This is a genomic window from Vibrio sp. S11_S32 (assembly GCF_014694465.1).
Taxonomy (GTDB): domain Bacteria; phylum Pseudomonadota; class Gammaproteobacteria; order Enterobacterales; family Vibrionaceae; genus Vibrio; species Vibrio algicola.
Genome location: NZ_JAAUWS010000001.1, coordinates 240,441 through 258,337 on the forward strand (window position 1 = coordinate 240,441; position 17,897 = coordinate 258,337).

Sequence of the window (17,897 nt, forward strand, 5' to 3'; positions counted from 1 at the left end):
TTTGTCCCTAAATGCTTGAAATATTAGCTTAGTATACGCACCTCGCTCAAGACTGAAAAGAGCGTAACATCTGAGTTTTAGATTAATTAAATATCATTTTCCATCTTGAACCATCTTAACTGGTGCGAGCAACCACTGTAAGGTTTGCACACAAATAAGCCCAGCGCCGACACCAGCTCTCCCTTATCCATTAACAAAGGAATTTGATCACGTTGCCAAGTTGGGATTTTATACTCTTGCAGCAGTTTCTTTAACTTGCGGCTGTGTTGACGCGATTCGGGGTGAGCGGTGATGCCATTAAATGAAAACTGCACTTGTAAGTGCTGAATATCTTCAGGTAAACGCAGAGTGATAATATTCTCATCCTCCGCCATCAATCCACCCGTTTGATTACCAGAGATAAGTTGCAGATGACCTAATCCGTTGGGAAGTTCAAGTTCTTCAGCTACATTCCATTCCAATACTTGACTGCTAATATCCGGTTTTACCACGAACACATACAATCTATTTTCAAACCGACCTAGCTGAGTTAAACCATAACGAAACTTAGGCGCAGCGTCGGTTTTAGCCAGTGCCACATCTTGCCATATTTGCTGTAATTGCTTGGCACTTGGCATTAAATGGTGCTGCTGCCCTATCCACATGCGCAGTAGGGCGTCTCTCGCAGGCTTAGTTTGCTGTTTAAGACTTTCGATTGATATCGAATCATCCGGCAGCATCATGCTCTTCAGGCGCTCAGAAAGAAGCGATTGCAGTAAGTCTTCTTGTTCGGCGCACAGTCCGGCGCTACGAGCAATGGTACTTTCAATATGTGGCCAACGTGCTTTTAATATTGGCGTGATTTGGTGGCGAATAAAGTTGCGATCAAAGCGGGTATCTTGATTGCTTTCATCTTCTATCCAGTTAAGTTTATGCTGCTGGGCATAATCTTGAATACAGCTTTGAGGTAAAGTTAAAAATGGGCGAAGCAACCGTCCTTTACCAAACTCGGCTTGCGCGGGCATAGCGGATAACCCTTTGGGACCACTGCCTCGTTTAAGCGCTAATAAAAAGGTTTCGACTTGATCGCTGCCATGTTGGCCGGTTAATAACACCCCATTTGAATCAATATGCTTAGACAATGCTTGATAACGAGCCTCACGCGCCGCTTGTTCAATGCTTACTTGCGCGCCTAACGCTAAGGTCACTTTCTCAACCTGAAAATCAATATCGGCTTGCTGGCAATATTGCTCACATTGCCGTTGCCAATGATCAGCGTTATCACTGAGACCATGATGGACATACACCGCGCGATATTGATGCTTTGGGTACTGCGCTTTAAATTTCCCGAGCAAGTGCAGCATTACCCGTGAATCGACCCCACCACTTAGGCCCAACACAAAATGAGTCGAAGGCTGGGCGTGGGATAACGTAGGATCATTAAGTTGTTGGCAGAACGCGGGATATAACATCAATAACTCGTTAGATAAGCTAATTCAATAGAGCATTTGATAATAATCAATAGATATAAAAAAAGCGAGCCTCAGCCCGCTTCAATTCATATAGTTATATATAACCAATCCTAAACACTCAAAGTAGTTGGCGTTTAGCAGTAACCGTAGCTCATAAGACGTTGGTATCGACGCTCAAGCAAGTTGTCATGATCCATTTGATCGAGCTCTTCAAGTTGCTTTAAGATCACCGCTTTCACGTTCTCTGCCACTTCAATTTTATCACGATGCGCGCCGCCTAATGGCTCTTCAATCACTTGATCAATTAGGCCAAGCTCTTTCAAACGAGGTGCAACTAAGCCCATCGCTTCCGCCGCTTGTGGCGCTTTATCTGAATCACGCCATAAAATAGAGGCACAACCTTCTGGTGATATCACAGAATAGGTTGAGTATTGCAGCATGTTAACGTAATCGCCAACACCAATCGCCAATGCACCGCCAGAACCACCTTCGCCAACCACATTACAAATCACTGGCACTTTAAGGCCAGACATGACTTTAAGGTTACGAGCAATGGCTTCTGATTGACCGCGCTCTTCTGCGCCAACGCCAGGGTAGGCGCCCGCAGTATCAATAAAGGTGATGACTGGAATATTAAAACGTTCCGCCATTTCCATTAAACGTAACGCTTTACGGTAACCCTCAGGGCGAGGCATACCAAAATTACGGCGGATTTTTTCTTTGGTTTCACGACCTTTTTGATGACCAATAATCATCACTGAACGACCATCTAACCGCGCTAGCCCACCCACAATAGCTTTATCGTCGGCGTAGGCGCGATCGCCTGCTAATTCATCAAATTCAGTGAATGCGTGTTCGATGTAATCTAAAGTGTAAGGACGTCTTGGGTGACGGGCAAGTTGTGCCACTTGCCATGCGCCAAGATCGCCAAAGATTTTTTTCTTCAGCTCTAAACTTTTGGTTTCTAGTTGGCTGATCTCTTTACCTAAATCAACAGAAGAGTTACCACCATGTAATGAAACTTCACGCAACGCTTCAATTTTGGCTTCTAATTCTGCGATAGGTTTTTCAAATTCAAGAAAATCTAGGCTCATCAATGGATCCTTTAATATCATTTAGTTGCTTTTTACTCGCCTTCAAAGTACGAATAAAAGACAGTCAGTGCATATTTTCGCTAATGCGTTAATAATGCCCTGTTTTTTAGTTAAATTCGAGTTCTACTTGCTTAGAACCGAGGAGAAGTTTCAATTGGTCGAGTAATTCATCTTCTGGTGTCACTCGCCATTCAACGCCTAACGCCAACTTTGCTCGGGCATTTTGGCGTTGATAATAAATATTGACCGGCACAGTTCCTGCTCGGTAAGGTTCTAAAATTCGGGTGAACCGCTCAAAGAATACGCCATCAATTTGCGTTTCATTTAATGAAATCGATAAGCCGCGTGCGTATTTTTCGCGCGCATCCGCCAAGCTCATGACTTCTCGCGCCGACATTTTAAGCCCACCATTGAAATCATCAAAGCTGACCTGTCCCGAAACTATCACTATTTTATCGGTTTCGAGTAATTCGGCATACCTGTCGAGTGCATCTGAGAATAGCATGACTTCCACTCGACCGGATCGATCATCCAATGTCATTAAGCCAATTCGGGTGCCACGCTTGGTGGTCATAACGCGTGATGCGATCACTAACCCTGCCACGGTTAACGATTGATCACGACGAGTTGGCTGTAAATCATTCAGGCGACATTGAGTATATTTGTTCAGCTCTTTTAGGTAAGCATTAATCGGGTGACCGGTTAGATACAGCCCTAAAGTATTTTTCTCACCTTCAAGCCATACTTTTTCTGGCCACTCAGGCACTTGGGCATACGCTTGTTCGATTTCTTCTGGCGCTTCAGTTAATACCCCAAACATATCCGATTGGCCAAATGATTCGGCTTGGTGAAATTGCCCTGCCGCTTTGACCGCTTCTTCCATTGACGCCATCAATGCTGCGCGGTGCGGTCCTAACCGATCTAATGCGCCCGCTTGAATTAACTTCTCAATCACGCGTTTATTGCATTTTTTTAAATCGACCCGTGCACAGAAATCGAATAAATCTTTAAAATGACCACCTTTTTCACGGCAAGCGATAATATTTTCAATCGGCGCTTCACCCACCCCTTTAATCGCACCAATGCCGTAGACAATTTCGCCTTCTTCATTGACATTAAAACGATAGAGGCCGGAGTTAACATCTGGCGGCAGCAAGGTGATTTTCATGCGGATACATTCATCCACCAAACCAATCACTTTTTCGGTGTTGTCCATATCGGCGGTCATTACTGCAGCCATAAACTCAGCCGGATAATGCGTTTTTAACCACAGGGTTTGATAAGACACCAAAGCATAAGCTGCAGAGTGTGACTTGTTAAAGCCATAACCGGCAAATTTCTCTACCAAGTCAAAGATTTTCATTGATAGTTCGCCATCAACGCCAATGCTTTCGGCGCCGGCTTTAAATACCGAACGTTGCTTCGCCATTTCCTCTGGCTTTTTCTTACCCATCGCACGACGTAACATATCGGCGCCACCTAGGGTATAACCCGCTAAGATCTGGGCGATCTGCATCACTTGTTCTTGATACAAGATAATGCCGTAAGTGGGCTCTAAAGTTTCTTTTAGTGACTCATGCTGCCAAGTTGCATCAGGGTATGATACTTCTTCGCGGCCATGTTTACGGTCGATAAAGTTATCTACCATGCCCGATTGCAACGGCCCCGGTCGAAATAGCGCCACCAAAGCGATAATGTCTTCAAAGCTATCCGGTTGTAGACGCTTGATCAAATCTTTCATACCACGCGATTCAAGCTGGAATACCGCGGTGGTTTCTGAATTTTGCAGCACTTTAAAACAAGCTGGATCTTGCAGATCGATCGATTCAATCCGTACCGCTTCTTTTCCTTCTTTTTTCAAGCGGGGATTGATTAATCCTAATGCCCAATCAATGATGGTGAGCGTTCTTAGCCCTAAGAAGTCAAACTTAACTAAGCCAGCGGTTTCGACGTCATTTTTATCAAATTGGGTAACTGGGAAGTGGCCTTCTGAGTCACAATAAATTGGTGCAAAATCGGTGATGGTGGTGGGTGAAATAACCACCCCACCTGCATGTTTACCGGCATTTCGGGTACAACCTTCCAAAATACGGCACATGTCGATCAGTTCTTTGACATCTTCATCGGCAGCATAAATTTCAGCTAATTGCGGCTCAGCGTCAAAGGCTTTTGCCAGTGTCATGCCAGGATCCGGTGGCACCATTTTTGAGATACGATCAACAAAACCATACGGATGACCGAGCACGCGGCCCACATCGCGGATCACCGCTTTGGCCGCCATCGTACCGAAGGTGATAATTTGGGATACCGCATCACGACCATACATTTCAGCTACGTGATCGATAACCTGATCGCGTTTATCCATACAAAAGTCGATATCGAAATCGGGCATAGAAACACGTTCTGGATTCAAAAAACGTTCGAACAGTAAGTCATATTCCAATGGATCCAAATCGGTGATCATCAAGGCATAGGCCACTAATGAACCGGCACCAGACCCACGTCCAGGTCCAACTGGAATATCGTTATCTTTTGACCACTGGATAAATTCCATAACGATCAAGAAATAACCGGGGAATCCCATTTGGTTCACTACGTCGAGTTCAATCTGTAAACGCTCATCATAAGCTGGGCGTTTTTCTAATCTGACTTTTTCATCTGGAAATAAAAATGCTAAGCGAAGCTCTAAACCTTCTTGCGATTTTTTGACCAAGAAGTCTTCAATTGACATCCCTTCGGTGGGGAAATTCGGTAAGAAGTATTCACCTAAACGAACGGTAACATTACAACGTTTAGCAATTTCAACCGAGTTTTGCAGCGCTTCAGGAATGTCGGCAAACAACTGGCACATTTCATCTTCGGTGCGTAGGTATTGTTGCGGGCTGTAATTTTTAGGGCGACGAGGATCGACTAAGGTATAGCCATCATGAATTGCCACCCGAATTTCATGGGCGTCAAATTGATCAGCCGAGATAAACACCACTTCATTGGTTGCGACCACTGGCAAATTGTATTGTTCAGCCAGATCTAAGGCAAAATGCAGATAACTTTCTTCATCGGCGCGACCGGTACGGCTGAGTTCTAAATAGAAATGATCGGCGAAATGAGTTTGATAAAATTCGATACAACCATCGACTAAGGGCTTGTTGCCTTTCAGTAAAGCGCGCCCAATTTCACCAACTCGACCGCCTGAAAGAATGATCAATCCTTCTTTATGATTCACCAACCATTCTCTATCAATCACCGGTTGATGCTGTACATGCCCGCGCTGATAGGCTTCTGAAATCAACAAGGTCAGGTTGTTATAACCAACATTATCTTTAGCGAGAATCGTGAGTGAGGTCAGTTCATCACCAAAATCGGCGGATTGAAGGGTAAAGTCCGCTCCGATAATGGGTTTGATGCCATGATTATGCGCATTACCGTAAAACTTCACTAAACCACACAAGTTAGTAAAATCAGTGAGCGCCATCGCTGGCATACCATATTCAGCGACTTTTTTTACCAATGGCGGCACTTTAGACAGGCCATCGACCATCGAATAGTCACTGTGAATACGCAGGTGTACAAATTTAGGATCAGACATAAATTTTAATTTTTGCTCAGGTTGTGTGCTTGAGTGGTTCAATTTTTAATAGATGAAAGTTTACGGCTTAACGCAAGCCATCACAATGAAAAAAGTATTAATCCGTTAGTCCTAAAACCTTCTTTACCGGCTTATAGCTTTTACGGTACTGCTCAAGTAAAGCTTGATCATGACTAATACCAAATTGTTCAATCGCGGCTAAGTGTGCTTTAGTCGGATAACCATTGTGCTTGGCAAAACCAAATTGTGGATATTGCACATCCAGTTGTTTCATTTCTTGATCGCGTGTCACTTTAGCAATGATCGAGGCGGCGCTGATCTCGGCCACGCGTAAATCCCCTTTGACTACCGCTTGACTGGCCATGGTTAAGTTCGGCACACGGTTGCCATCAATCAAGACAAAATCAGGTTGAATATCTAACCCTTCTACCGCGCGCTGCATCGCCACCATCGTCGCTTGTAAAATATTCAGTTTATCGATTTCCCATGCTTCACAACGGCCAATTGACCACGCCAACGCTTTTTGTTTTATTTCGGGGAATAGCGCCAGACGTTTTTTTTCTGATAATTTTTTCGAATCGGTTAACCCTTCAATCGGATTATTTGGATCTAAGATCACGGCAGCGGTGACCACGGCGCCAACCAAGGGTCCGCGACCAACTTCATCGACACCGGCAATATTGAGGAAACCTTGTGGATATTCGAACTCTGGGTATTCTACTTTCATAAAACATCACTTTTTATATTTTGATCTGAAGCGACAATATTGATATCGACAAGGGTTGGATCAATCAAGGTTAAAACCGCGAGCGCGGCTTGTTTATCGGCATCTTTACGGATCCACTGATGCATCTGGTTGAATTTAGCTTGCATCACTTCGCCTTCTGCGCTCATTAAGCGTTCAATTTCTGCGCTTAAATTATCAACGGTACAGTCTTCTTGTAGTAGCTCTTTGACCAATGGTTGATCGGCTAAAATATTTGGCAATGAGACATAAGGTGTTTTTAACATTCGACGGGCAATGGCTGCCGATAATGCATTAACACGATAACCCACCACCATAGGGCGATTAACTAACATGCACTCTAATGCCACCGTGCCAGAGGCGAGCATCACCACATCGGAAGCTTCTAACACTGTTCTAGCGGTGCCATCAATTAATTTAAAATCCAGCTCTGGCGCAAGTTCCTTCCAAGCCGCTTCAAATTGGTCACGACGTTTTTGATTGACCAGCGCCACCACAAACCCAAGATCAGGGTGGTTTTGAGCTAATCGTTGACAAGTTTGAATGAAAGGTTCACACAGCTTTTTCAACTCAGCATTACGACTGCCAGGTAATACCGCCAACCAAGTTTTATTGGTATCTAAATTCAGCTTTTGACGCGCGGCTAATTTATCGGTTTGTAGTGGAATAGCATCGGCTAAAGTATGGCCAATAAATTCACAAGGCACGTTGAATTTGTCATAAAAGGCTTTTTCAAACGGCAAAAATGCTAACACCAAATTGGTGGCCGCCGCGATGGCATGAATGCGATTTTGACGCCAAGCCCAGACCGAAGGACTGACATAATGCACAGTTTTAATTCCCGATTTTTTAAGTGCTAATTCCACTCGCAGATTAAAATCAGGCGCATCAATACCAATAAAAACATCGGGCGGATTATCAATAAAATAGTTGGTAATGGTCTTTTTCACTTTAAGTAAACGTGGTAAGCGACCAAGCACTTCAACCAAGCCCATCACTGACAATTCTTCCATATCAAACAAAGAATCACAGCCTTGTTCGATCATTTGTGGACCGCCAATACCGACAAACTCAGCATCTGGGTGAAGGGCTTTAATCGCTTTGATTAGCCCGGCCCCTAAAGTGTCACCTGATAATTCACCCGCAACCACACCAATTCGTAATGGACGATCCATACATTTTATCCTTTTAAACAAAAAAAGGCCTAAACAGGTTAGGCCTTTTTATATCAATAATATTGAGACTATTGGCTAAAATCGTAAACTAACGAATAATGCCACGAGAAGAATTATTGATAAAATCAATCAGCACTTGCACAGAAGCATACTCTTTTGCATCTTGCGCCATTTCTGCTTTTGCTTCTTCTAGGGTGTTTTTATTACGGTAAAGAGATTTATAAGCTCGGCGAATGGCATGAATTTCTGCTTTTTCAAAACCACGACGTTTTAACCCTTCGTAGTTAACTCCAAACGGAGTGGCATGATTACCTTGCGCGATAACAAACGGAGGGACATCTTGTGCCACACCAGAAGCGCCGCCAACCATACAATGCTGACCAATATGACAGAACTGATGCACCGCCGAAATACCGCCAATAATGGCAAAATCTTCGACCGTGACATGACCGGCTAAAGTCACGTTATTAGCTAAGATACAACGATTACCAATCACACAGTCGTGAGCGACATGGACGTTAACCATAAACAAGTTATCGCTGCCAACTTTGGTAATATGCTTATCTTGGGTAGTACCACGGTGCATGGTCACGCTTTCACGGATCACATTGCGATCACCAATTTCTAAGCGAGTTGGTTCACCTTTATACTTTAGATCCTGACAAGCTTCACCAATAGAGGAAAACTGGAAAATTTTGTTCTCTTTACCAATGGTTGTTGGACCTTTAATCACAACATGCGAGTAAATTTCGGTTCCTTCCCCAATTTCAACATCGGCACCAATATAGGTAAACGGACCGATTTTGACATTAGCCCCAATTTTCACGCCTTCTTCAATCACAACTGAAGGATGAATTTGAGCCGTTTCATGGATCGCTGTTGCTGTTTTCATAATAGCGGTCACCTTTTAAAATTCACGACGCGCGCATTTAAGCTCAGCCGAGCACACAACTTCACCGTCAACTTTGGCCACACCATTAAACAGCGCGATCCCGCGACGATCTTTAATAAATTCGACTTCAATAATCAGTTGATCTCCCGGCATTACCGGCTTACGGAACTTCGCTTTATCTATACTAGCAAAGTAATAAAGCTCGTTTTCTTTTGGCGCACCAAAGGTTTTAAAGGCCAATAAACCGGTCGCTTGTGCCATTGCTTCTAAAATCAGCACACCAGGGAAGATCGGTAGTTGAGGGAAATGGCCTGTAAACTGAGGTTCATTAACAGAAACATTTTTCAAACCAATCAGATATTTACCTTCTTCATAATCGGTCACACGATCGATTAGCAAAAATGGGTAACGATGAGGCAGTAGTTCTCTAATTTCTGTAATATTTAATGTTTTCTTTTCAGTAGTCACAATCAACTTCCTATAAATGTTTTTAATATATCATTGATAATAGACGAAAAAGATCTGCTACTAGCAGATCTTTTGTCATCTTAAGAGCCATCTAAAATAACAATCGTTGCTCTTAACTATAAAACTTAGTCTGCCAGTTTTTTCTCAACCGCTCTTAGACGTTTGTACATATCATCAATTTTCAAAGTGCGAGCCGCGGTTCTATGCCACTCTTTATTAGTTTGTAATGGGATCCCTGATGAGTAGACCCCTTTTTCAGTAATGCTGCGCATCACCATTCCCATACCAGTAATAGTCACGCCATCGGTAATTTCAATATGACCATTAATCACAGATGCACCGCCGATGATGCAATATTTACCAATTTTAACACTACCCGCAACCGTACTGCTACCAGCCATTGCTGTGCCATAGCCAATATGGACGTTATGGGCGATTTGAAGATGATTATCTAAAATAACGTTATCTTCAATCACGGTATCATCTAATGCGCCACGATCAATAGTGCTGCAAGAGCCGATCTCAACACGGTTACCAATTACCACACCACCTGTTTGAGGAATTTTAATCCACTCACCACGCGCATTAGCATAACCAAAACCATCAGCGCCAATGGTGGTATTCGCTTGAATTAAGCAAGATTCACCAATCGTCACACCGTGGTAAACGGTTACATTAGCCCATATGGTGGTATTCGCAGCAATTTTAGTATCTTTACCAATAAAGCAACCGGCGCCAATCACCACATTATCACCAAGCTCAACACCCGTTTCGATAACCGAGTAATGACCAATACATACCCCTTCACCAAGGATCGCATCGGATGCAATCACAGCGGTTGATTCGATACAATCGGCTGGTTTAGGGGTGCTATCCAATGCTTGAGCGATTAAGGCATAAGCAATGTATGGATCATCTACTACGAGTGCATTGGTGCTACAGACTTCCAGCTCAGAAGCTTTGATCAGTATCGCACTTGCCTGACACTCGGATAAATGTTTACGGTATTTTGCATTGGTCAAAAAAGTAATTTGACCAACACCGGCTTTATCCATCGCAGCAACAGAAGATATGATGCAATCACCGTCTCCGTGTAGTTCTGCGTCCGTAATTGTGGCTAATTCAGCAAGTGTTAGTTTTGGCATAGGTTGAATCTTTCTAGTGATTAATGGTAATTATTTTAATTCTTTGATAACAGCGTCAGTCATATCAGCTGCCGGCGTTGCATAAACAAGCGCTTGACCATTTAGCACAACATCATAACCTTGCTTTTTCGCAACTTTATCAATAGCTGATTTAATCTTCACATTGATTTTCTGCATTTCTTGTTGCTTCATTTTATTCATATCAGCTTGGAAAGATTTACCTTTCACTTCTAGCTTGGCTTGCATTGATTGAATATCGATACGCAGATTATCAACATCACTTGATGACATTAACTGTGCATCACGTTTGAGTTTTTCTGCTTTTGCTTGAATTTGACCTTTCAATTTATCTAACTCTGCACGTTTGTCTTTACTCGATTTCTCCAGCTTTTTTTCTACAGCTTGTACTTGAGGCACCGTTTGGAATACTTTTGCTGTGTCAACATAGCCAATTTTTTGATCTGCTTGAGCCGCTGTCGCAGTTAGAGATGCGGTCAATACCACTAAGCTAAGGCTAGCAACTTTAATTAATTTTTTCACAATCATTTCCTTACAAAGAGAATCTAAAATTAGAATGTTTGTCCAATAGTAAAGGTAAAGAATTCATCATCATCACCTTCATAAATTTTAAGTGGTGTCGCAATTGAGAACACAAGTGGTCCCATTGGTGACATCCATTGCATTGCCACACCGGCAGAATAACGGAAATTCCACGGGTCTGAGTAATCGTAGTAATACTTCTTACCCGCCATATTATTACCCGGTTCTAAGTAGTTAAACTGAGTATCCCACACACTGGCAGCATCAACAAAGATACTAGTGCGCAATGAATTTTCCAACTCTTCTGATGCAAACGGTGTTGGTACGATCAACTCAACACTGGCAACCATAGTGGCATTACCACCGACTGAATTATCGGTTGCAACATAGTTAGGGTTGTTACCACCAGTTGAACCACCTTCATCATACACAGCTTTCGGACCGGCTGAGTTTGATCCAAAACCACGCAGAGTAGAGAAACCACCTGAATAATAGTTTTCATAGAATGGGAACACGTTATCATTACCATTCTCTGAACCATAGCCATTACCGTAACCTAAACGTCCACGTAATAATACGGTGAAATCTTGCTTTTTAGTCAACGGAATGTACTGTTTAGCATCATACTGAACTTTATAATATGGCACATCCGAGCCTGGTGTTGTGATCTTGAAGAAGGCTCTTTGGTGGTTACCCGCCGTTGGGAAATACCCCTTGTTTAAGTTATTTCGTGTCCATGAAATGTTGATATCATAGTCATTAACGTTTAGCTCACCTGATTCTTGATCATAATTTCCCGCCGCTTCTTGAGTGGTAAGGAATCCTTCGTTCTGTACATAAGGGTCAAGATTCGAGATTTTGTTATGGGTATAGCCGACCCCTAATTCAATAAAGTTCAGCTCATCCATAGGGAAACCCCAAGTCAAGCTAGTACCGTAACTTTCATTGGTATAATCGACAATACCCGCTTCAGATGCTTCGAATTCATTATAGAATATTTTACCGCCAAAACTTACGCCATCCAATGTCCAGAACGGGTCGCGATAGTCCAAGCTAATGTTTTTCTGGTAATCATTGGTCATGGCATTAATACCAATCTTATTACCGGTACCTAGGAAGTTATCTTGTTGTAGGCCAACCTGAAAACTCACCCCGGATTCAGTACCGTAACCAATACCAAAGTTCATACTACCTGAGTTAGCTTCTTTTACTTTGTACACTACATCGACTTGGTCATCGGTACCTGGTACACGCTGAGTTTGTACATCTACCTTTTCAAAGAAACCTAAACGATTCAAACGCGCTTTACCAGTATCCACCGATTTAGAATTTAACCACGAACTTTCCATTTGACGCATTTCACGACGCAATACTTCATCTTTAGTAATGGTATTACCGGTAAAACGAATATCACGCACATACATGCGGCTACCCGGATCGATTTGCACTGTTAGGGAAACTTCTTTAGTTTTATCATTAAATTCAGGAATCGTTTGTACTTTTGGATAAGCATAGCCAGATTCACCTAAGGTTTTTTTAATCCCATCTTCAAGATTGGTCACTAAAGAGCCGTTATAAGTATCCCCATCTTCAAATGGGATCATGGCTTTAAAGTCATCTTTTTTGCCAATTAAATCACCACGAAACTTCACACCTTTAATGATATAAGGTTCACCCTCAGTCACATTGAGCGTGATATACACGCCTTTTTTATCCGGTGAGATCGAAACTTGGGTAGACGTCACACGGAACTTTAAATAACCGCGATCAAAATAATAGGTTTTGAGGTTTTCAATATCACCTGCTAGCACTTGTTTTTGATACTTTCCATCGGCGAGAAAGTTCCACCATGGCACATCGGCATTAAGATCAAAACGCGATTCTAGCTGATCATCGGTAAACACTTTATTACCGATAAAGTTAATTTGTTGGATTTTGGCCGAAACCCCCTCAGTAAAGACAAACTTAAGATCGGAACGGTTACGAGGCAGCGGAGTGACGACCGCTTTCACTGTGGCGTTGTATTTACCCACACTGTAATAAAAGTCTTCTAACCCTTTTTCTATGGTACTTAATTTAGTGCGGTCCAGAGCTTCACCGACACGGATACCAGAAGCATCAAGGTTTTGTTGTAGCTGCTCATCTTTGATCGCTTTATTGCCAGAGAAAGAAATATCAGCAATGGTTGGGCGCTCTTTTACTTTCAATAACAAAACGGTGCCATCACGATACACCTTCACATCTTCAAAGTTACCTGAAGAATATAAGGCATTAATAATTGCAGAAGCATCCTGCTCATCGACACTATCACCGACACGGACAGGCATCTTTAATAGCACGGCACCGAGTGCAACGCGCTGTAAGCCTTCAATTTTAATATCCGACACCTTAAATGCGTCGGCGTGAGCTACTGAACTAACTATCAGTAAAGCTAAAATCCAAATTCGCTTGATCGCTATAAACTTGTTCATAAATCCTTTAGACATCTATGCCTTATTAAAACCACTACTGGCACTACAGGCGAGCAAAATCATTAAAAATGGCTATTAACATTAAAGCGAAAATAGCTGTACTACCAATACGATAACCAATCTCTTGTACCTTCTCGGGAACAGGTCGGCGAATAATGGCTTCAATTGCAAAAAATAACAAGTGCCCACCGTCTAAAACGGGGAGCGGCATTAAGTTAATAATACCTAAATTAACACTGATTAGCGCTAAAAACCCTAAAAAGTACACTAAGCCATAATCGGCAGTTGCTCCAGCGCCCTTCGCTATTGTGATAGGACCACTTAAGTTATTAATTCCGACATCGCCAGTAAACAGTTTCTTGACCATTGTAATGGTTAAATCAATGATTTGTCCTGTTTTATTGATAGCTTTGGGGATTGACGCAAAAATGCCGTATTTTTGTTCAAACCGGTACTCTTCTGGCCAAGACTCCATTGATGGTGCTATACCAGCAAAACCAATTTTAGTCCCATCAGTTAATGTTTTTGATCGTGGAATCAATGCCACTGTTTGTTGCTGACCATTACGCTCAATCTGTAAATTAAGCATTTTTTCTGGGCTGAATTTTACTGCATCAACAAAAGCTTGCCATTGGGTGACAGGTTTATTATTAATCGCTAATAATCTATCACCAACTTTAAATCCGGCTTGTTCAGCTGCGCTGTCTTTACTGACATTAGAAATCACCATGGTTAAGGCTGGTCGATATGGCTGAAAACCTAGCGTTTGCATTACTGAATCCGTTTCAGGATCAAAAGACCAATCTTGGGTATCCAAGGTGATACTGGTTTCAATACCAACATCTTGTGGCGAAGTAACCTTCAGCACGATCTGCTTATCTCCGATATGAGAGATCAATGCCATATGAGCAGACTCCCAATCAGAGGTTTCGATACCAGAAATGGATTTTAGTTCCATCCCAGATGTGATCCCAGCTTTTGATGCTATAGAACTGGGAGCGACATCACCTATTACCGGTTTAAGTGCCGGTACACCGATCATAAAGACTAACCAGTAAGCAAGGATGGCAAACAAAAAATTAAAGGCGGGTCCGGCGGCCACAATCGCACTACGACGCCAGAGGCTTTTATGATCAAAAGCGAGATGTTTTTGCTCATCAGGCACATCATCGACACGCGAATCGAGCATTTTTACAAAGCCCCCCAACGGGATCATCGCGATAGTGTATTCCACCCCATCTTTGGCTTTACGACTCCAGATTGATTTACCAAAACCAATCGAGAATTTTTCAACTTTTACACCACAACGGCGCGCCACCCAAAAGTGACCAAATTCGTGCACGGCAACTAAAATGCCAAGCGCGACGATAAACGACGCTAAATTCCATATTATGCTAGTCATTATGAACGCTCTATTAATAATTCTCTTGCGTATTGGCGAGCTATTTTATCTAGCTCTAATAAGCTTTCCAAGCTCTGAGTATCAAGAGTGGATAAGCCACACACTTTCGACATTACTGCCTCATTAATGAGTGCAATATCGGTAAATTTAAGTTGTCGATTTAAAAATGCCTCAACCGATACTTCGTTGGCTGCATTAATAGCAGTGGTGGCATGCTGGCCGGTATAGCAAGCATCTATCGCGAGCTGTAAGCAGGGGTATCTCGCCATATCGGGGGCTAAAAAAGTCAATTCATTAAGTTGGGTAAAATTAATCGGTTTTACGCCGGATGGAATACGATTTGGATATGACATCGACAGTGCTATTGGCGTTCTCATATCGGGCTCCCCCATTTGAGCAATCACCGAACCATCATTGTATTGCACCATAGAATGAATAACAGATTGTGGGTGGATCAAGACTTTGAGTTGCTCTTGTTTGGCATTAAATAACCATTTAGCTTCAATAAACTCTAAGCCTTTGTTCATCATAGTGGCAGAGTCGACTGAAATTTTAGGGCCCATCGACCAATTAGGATGCGCAATTGCCATTTCTGGGGTCACATCACTTAACGAGGCGATGTCACTATAACGGAATGGTCCACCAGATCCGGTCAGTAAAATCGAATGCACACCATTCGCATCAAGGTCACAATAACCTAAATCGGTTTGCACGCTTTGAGACAAACATTGAAATATTGCATTATGTTCGCTATCAACCGGTAGGATCTGCGCGCCATAGTGTTTTGCTGCGTCAATAAAAAACTGCCCCGACATCACGAGTGCTTCTTTATTGGCAAGGAGAATTCGTTTACCTGCTTTTACTGCGGCCATGGTTGGCAATAATCCTGGCGACCCTACAATCGCCGCCATCACCATATCAACTGCGTCGGCAGAGGACACTTCACATAAGCCCTCTAAACCCGCGACAACTCTGGTGGTGACATTGGAATCGTTAAGTTTTTTTTCAAGCAATAAAGCGGCGCTAACATCGGCCATTGCGGCATATTCAGGTTGCCACTTAACACAAAGCTGATACATTTTATCCACATTGGATGCTGCCGCTAAGGCATACACACTAAATTGTTCAGGATTGTGCTCAATAACGGAAAGCGTACTTTCACCTATCGAACCAGTTGCACCTAAAATCGTTATCTTTTGCATAAAATCAAACCACTAAAAAGAGAGAAACGACGCAGTACAAGCTACTGGCAGAAGAAATACAACAGCGCAAAGACTGGGAAGGCCGCCATTAGACTATCGATTCTATCAAGAATACCACCATGCCCAGGGATAATATTACTGCTGTCTTTAATATTTGAAACACGCTTAAACATGCTCTCAACGAGGTCACCCAACACCGAGATCACTACGGTAACAAAGGTGATCAACAACATCGTGGTCAGGCTAGCAAAATGAATATTAAATAATTTAGCCACAAACCAACCAATGACCATCGCCAGCACCACGCCACCTAGCAAACCTTCAATGGTTTTATTGGGGCTGACTTTGGGTGCCATTTTGTGCTTTCCAATAGCTTTACCGGTAAAATACGCCCCCGTATCAGCTGCCCAAACTAGTAAACAAACATACATCACAAGTTTAGCACCATGCAGCGGATCGAAAGCGTAATCTACGGCTCGTAGCATAAACACGCTCCATAAAAACGGCAGTAGGGATAAAATGCCAAAAATATGTCGTAATGGGATGTTTTTTTGCCATACACAGGTACTTCTAGGATAGGTTAAGGCTAACAAACTTGCCACTAACCACCACATACTGCCGGTTGATAAAATTGCGTAATGAACGTCTGAAGCTTGCCCCAAACTGACACTATCAAATGGAATAAAGAAAAAACTTGCGGCTACAGCAACCAAGGCTGGGAGAAGGCTCATTATACGAGATTTTGGTTCGACAAATTGGGTCCACTCCCAAAAACCAAGCATGGCAATCGCGGTTAACGCGAGAATAAAAAATGGAATAGGCAGCAGGAAAATACCCAATACAACCAACGGGGCTAAAATCAAGGCGGTAATAATTCTTTGTTTCAAACTGTTATCCTTACGCGGTTTGGCTCATAAATAATTGCAATTGTTCACTGGTACAACCAAAACGTCTTTCACGGTTAATAAACCAAGTAATGGCATCTAATAATGGCTGCTCACCAAACTCTGGCCAAAATAAATCGGTAAAATACAATTCTGCATAGGCCATTTGCCATAATAAGAAATTGCTAATGCGGCATTCACCACTGGTGCGGATCATCAAATCGACATCCGGCAAATCAGATAAACACAAGTACTGAGAAATTGTTTCTTCGGTGATGTCTGCTGGCGCAAGTTCACCGCTATCAACCGTCATGGCTAATTGTTTAACTGCTTGGGTTATATCCCATTTGCCGCCATAGTTAGCGGCTACGTTAACGACCGTACCCGTATTATTTTGGGTCAAGGCTTCAGCTTTCGCTATTTTTATTTGCAATGGTGAACTAAACCGAGTTTTGTCGCCAATGATCTGCAATTTTAAATTATTTTTATGCAGCTTTTTTACTTCCCGGGTCAATACCATCATGAACAAGTCCATTAATAAACTGACTTCTTCTTGAGGTCTTCTCCAGTTTTCACTGCTAAATGCAAATAATGTCACCGCTTGAATGCCCAAACGAGATGCGGTACTGATCGTTTCTCGCACAGCTTTTACCGCAACACGGTGCCCATAAAGTCTAGGTTTACCTTGTTGCTTCGCCCAACGTCCATTACCGTCCATAATGATGGCAATATGTTGCGGTAAAAGTTCTGCTGAAACTTGGGGATCGGCCATATCAATATCTTTTAGAATAAATCCGACTATTAAAAGGAATGTCCAAATAGCGGAGTGACAAAATTAAAAA

Annotated in this window: 14 protein-coding genes; all 14 read right to left on the reverse strand. The window is 42.7% G+C overall.

The window, feature by feature from the left end:
- Window positions 1–86: 86 nt before the first annotated feature.
- Entirely contained in the window at window positions 87–1,451 is a 1,365-nt protein-coding gene (gene tilS, locus HC723_RS01120) for a tRNA lysidine(34) synthetase TilS (RefSeq protein ID WP_153446449.1), read from the reverse strand.
- 134 nt (window positions 1,452–1,585) lie between these two features.
- The gene (gene accA, locus HC723_RS01125) at window positions 1,586–2,545 is read right to left on the reverse strand and encodes an acetyl-CoA carboxylase carboxyl transferase subunit alpha (protein ID WP_190337917.1); all 960 of its coding nucleotides are present in this window, start codon (window positions 2,543–2,545) and stop codon (window positions 1,586–1,588) included.
- Between the two features lie 106 nt (window positions 2,546–2,651).
- Complete coding sequence (dnaE, locus tag HC723_RS01130; RefSeq protein WP_190337918.1) at window positions 2,652–6,131, reverse strand: DNA polymerase III subunit alpha; 3,480 nt, start codon at window positions 6,129–6,131, stop codon at window positions 2,652–2,654.
- A 97-nt stretch (window positions 6,132–6,228) separates the two neighbouring features.
- The gene (gene rnhB / locus HC723_RS01135; protein WP_153446444.1) at window positions 6,229–6,858 is read right to left on the reverse strand and encodes a ribonuclease HII; all 630 of its coding nucleotides are present in this window, start codon (window positions 6,856–6,858) and stop codon (window positions 6,229–6,231) included.
- A complete protein-coding gene (lpxB, locus tag HC723_RS01140) occupies window positions 6,855–8,051 on the reverse strand; it encodes a lipid-A-disaccharide synthase (RefSeq protein ID WP_190337919.1) in 1,197 nt (398 codons plus the stop codon). Before lpxB ends, rnhB begins: the two co-directional genes overlap by 4 nt.
- Window positions 8,052–8,139: 88 nt before the next feature.
- Window positions 8,140–8,943 (reverse strand): acyl-ACP--UDP-N-acetylglucosamine O-acyltransferase, encoded by an 804-nt coding sequence (lpxA, locus tag HC723_RS01145; protein ID WP_153446441.1) that lies wholly within the window; start codon window positions 8,941–8,943, stop codon window positions 8,140–8,142.
- 15 nt (window positions 8,944–8,958) lie between these two features.
- Window positions 8,959–9,411 carry a 3-hydroxyacyl-ACP dehydratase FabZ gene (fabZ, locus tag HC723_RS01150; protein ID WP_153446439.1) on the reverse strand — a complete coding sequence of 151 codons (453 nt, stop codon included), beginning with the start codon at window positions 9,409–9,411 and terminating at the stop codon, window positions 8,959–8,961.
- 125 nt (window positions 9,412–9,536) lie between these two features.
- A complete protein-coding gene (gene lpxD, locus HC723_RS01155) occupies window positions 9,537–10,556 on the reverse strand; it encodes a UDP-3-O-(3-hydroxymyristoyl)glucosamine N-acyltransferase (RefSeq protein WP_153446438.1) in 1,020 nt (339 codons plus the stop codon).
- A 30-nt stretch (window positions 10,557–10,586) separates the two neighbouring features.
- Complete coding sequence (locus tag HC723_RS01160) at window positions 10,587–11,096, reverse strand: OmpH family outer membrane protein (protein WP_190337920.1); 510 nt, start codon at window positions 11,094–11,096, stop codon at window positions 10,587–10,589.
- Between the two features lie 29 nt (window positions 11,097–11,125).
- The gene (bamA, locus tag HC723_RS01165; RefSeq protein WP_190337981.1) at window positions 11,126–13,555 is read right to left on the reverse strand and encodes an outer membrane protein assembly factor BamA; all 2,430 of its coding nucleotides are present in this window, start codon (window positions 13,553–13,555) and stop codon (window positions 11,126–11,128) included.
- Between the two features lie 55 nt (window positions 13,556–13,610).
- Entirely contained in the window at window positions 13,611–14,969 is a 1,359-nt protein-coding gene (gene rseP / locus HC723_RS01170; protein ID WP_153446434.1) for a sigma E protease regulator RseP, read from the reverse strand.
- Window positions 14,969–16,171, reverse strand: coding sequence for a 1-deoxy-D-xylulose-5-phosphate reductoisomerase (ispC, locus tag HC723_RS01175; RefSeq protein ID WP_190337921.1), 1,203 nt, complete (start codon window positions 16,169–16,171; stop codon window positions 14,969–14,971). The genes rseP and ispC overlap by 1 nt, the downstream gene beginning before the upstream one ends.
- 41 nt (window positions 16,172–16,212) lie before the next feature.
- Window positions 16,213–17,058 carry a phosphatidate cytidylyltransferase gene (locus HC723_RS01180; RefSeq protein ID WP_153446431.1) on the reverse strand — a complete coding sequence of 282 codons (846 nt, stop codon included), beginning with the start codon at window positions 17,056–17,058 and terminating at the stop codon, window positions 16,213–16,215.
- 10 nt (window positions 17,059–17,068) lie between these two features.
- Complete coding sequence (locus tag HC723_RS01185; RefSeq protein WP_190337922.1) at window positions 17,069–17,827, reverse strand: isoprenyl transferase; 759 nt, start codon at window positions 17,825–17,827, stop codon at window positions 17,069–17,071.
- Window positions 17,828–17,897: the final 70 nt, after the last annotated feature.

Coding starts and splice junctions, on each gene's coding strand:
- tilS (WP_153446449.1), bottom strand. CDS start 1,451: ATGTTATATCCCGCGTTCTGCCAACAACTTAATGATCCTACGTTATCC.
- accA (WP_190337917.1), bottom strand. CDS start 2,545: ATGAGCCTAGATTTTCTTGAATTTGAAAAACCTATCGCAGAATTAGAA.
- dnaE (WP_190337918.1), bottom strand. CDS start 6,131: ATGTCTGATCCTAAATTTGTACACCTGCGTATTCACAGTGACTATTCG.
- rnhB (WP_153446444.1), bottom strand. CDS start 6,858: ATGAAAGTAGAATACCCAGAGTTCGAATATCCACAAGGTTTCCTCAAT.
- lpxB (WP_190337919.1), bottom strand. CDS start 8,051: ATGGATCGTCCATTACGAATTGGTGTGGTTGCGGGTGAATTATCAGGT.
- lpxA (WP_153446441.1), bottom strand. CDS start 8,943: ATGAAAACAGCAACAGCGATCCATGAAACGGCTCAAATTCATCCTTCA.
- lpxD (WP_153446438.1), bottom strand. CDS start 10,556: ATGCCAAAACTAACACTTGCTGAATTAGCCACAATTACGGACGCAGAA.
- rseP (WP_153446434.1), bottom strand. CDS start 14,969: ATGACTAGCATAATATGGAATTTAGCGTCGTTTATCGTCGCGCTTGGC.
- ispC (WP_190337921.1), bottom strand. CDS start 16,171: ATGCAAAAGATAACGATTTTAGGTGCAACTGGTTCGATAGGTGAAAGT.
- HC723_RS01185 (WP_190337922.1), bottom strand. CDS start 17,827: ATGGCCGATCCCCAAGTTTCAGCAGAACTTTTACCGCAACATATTGCC.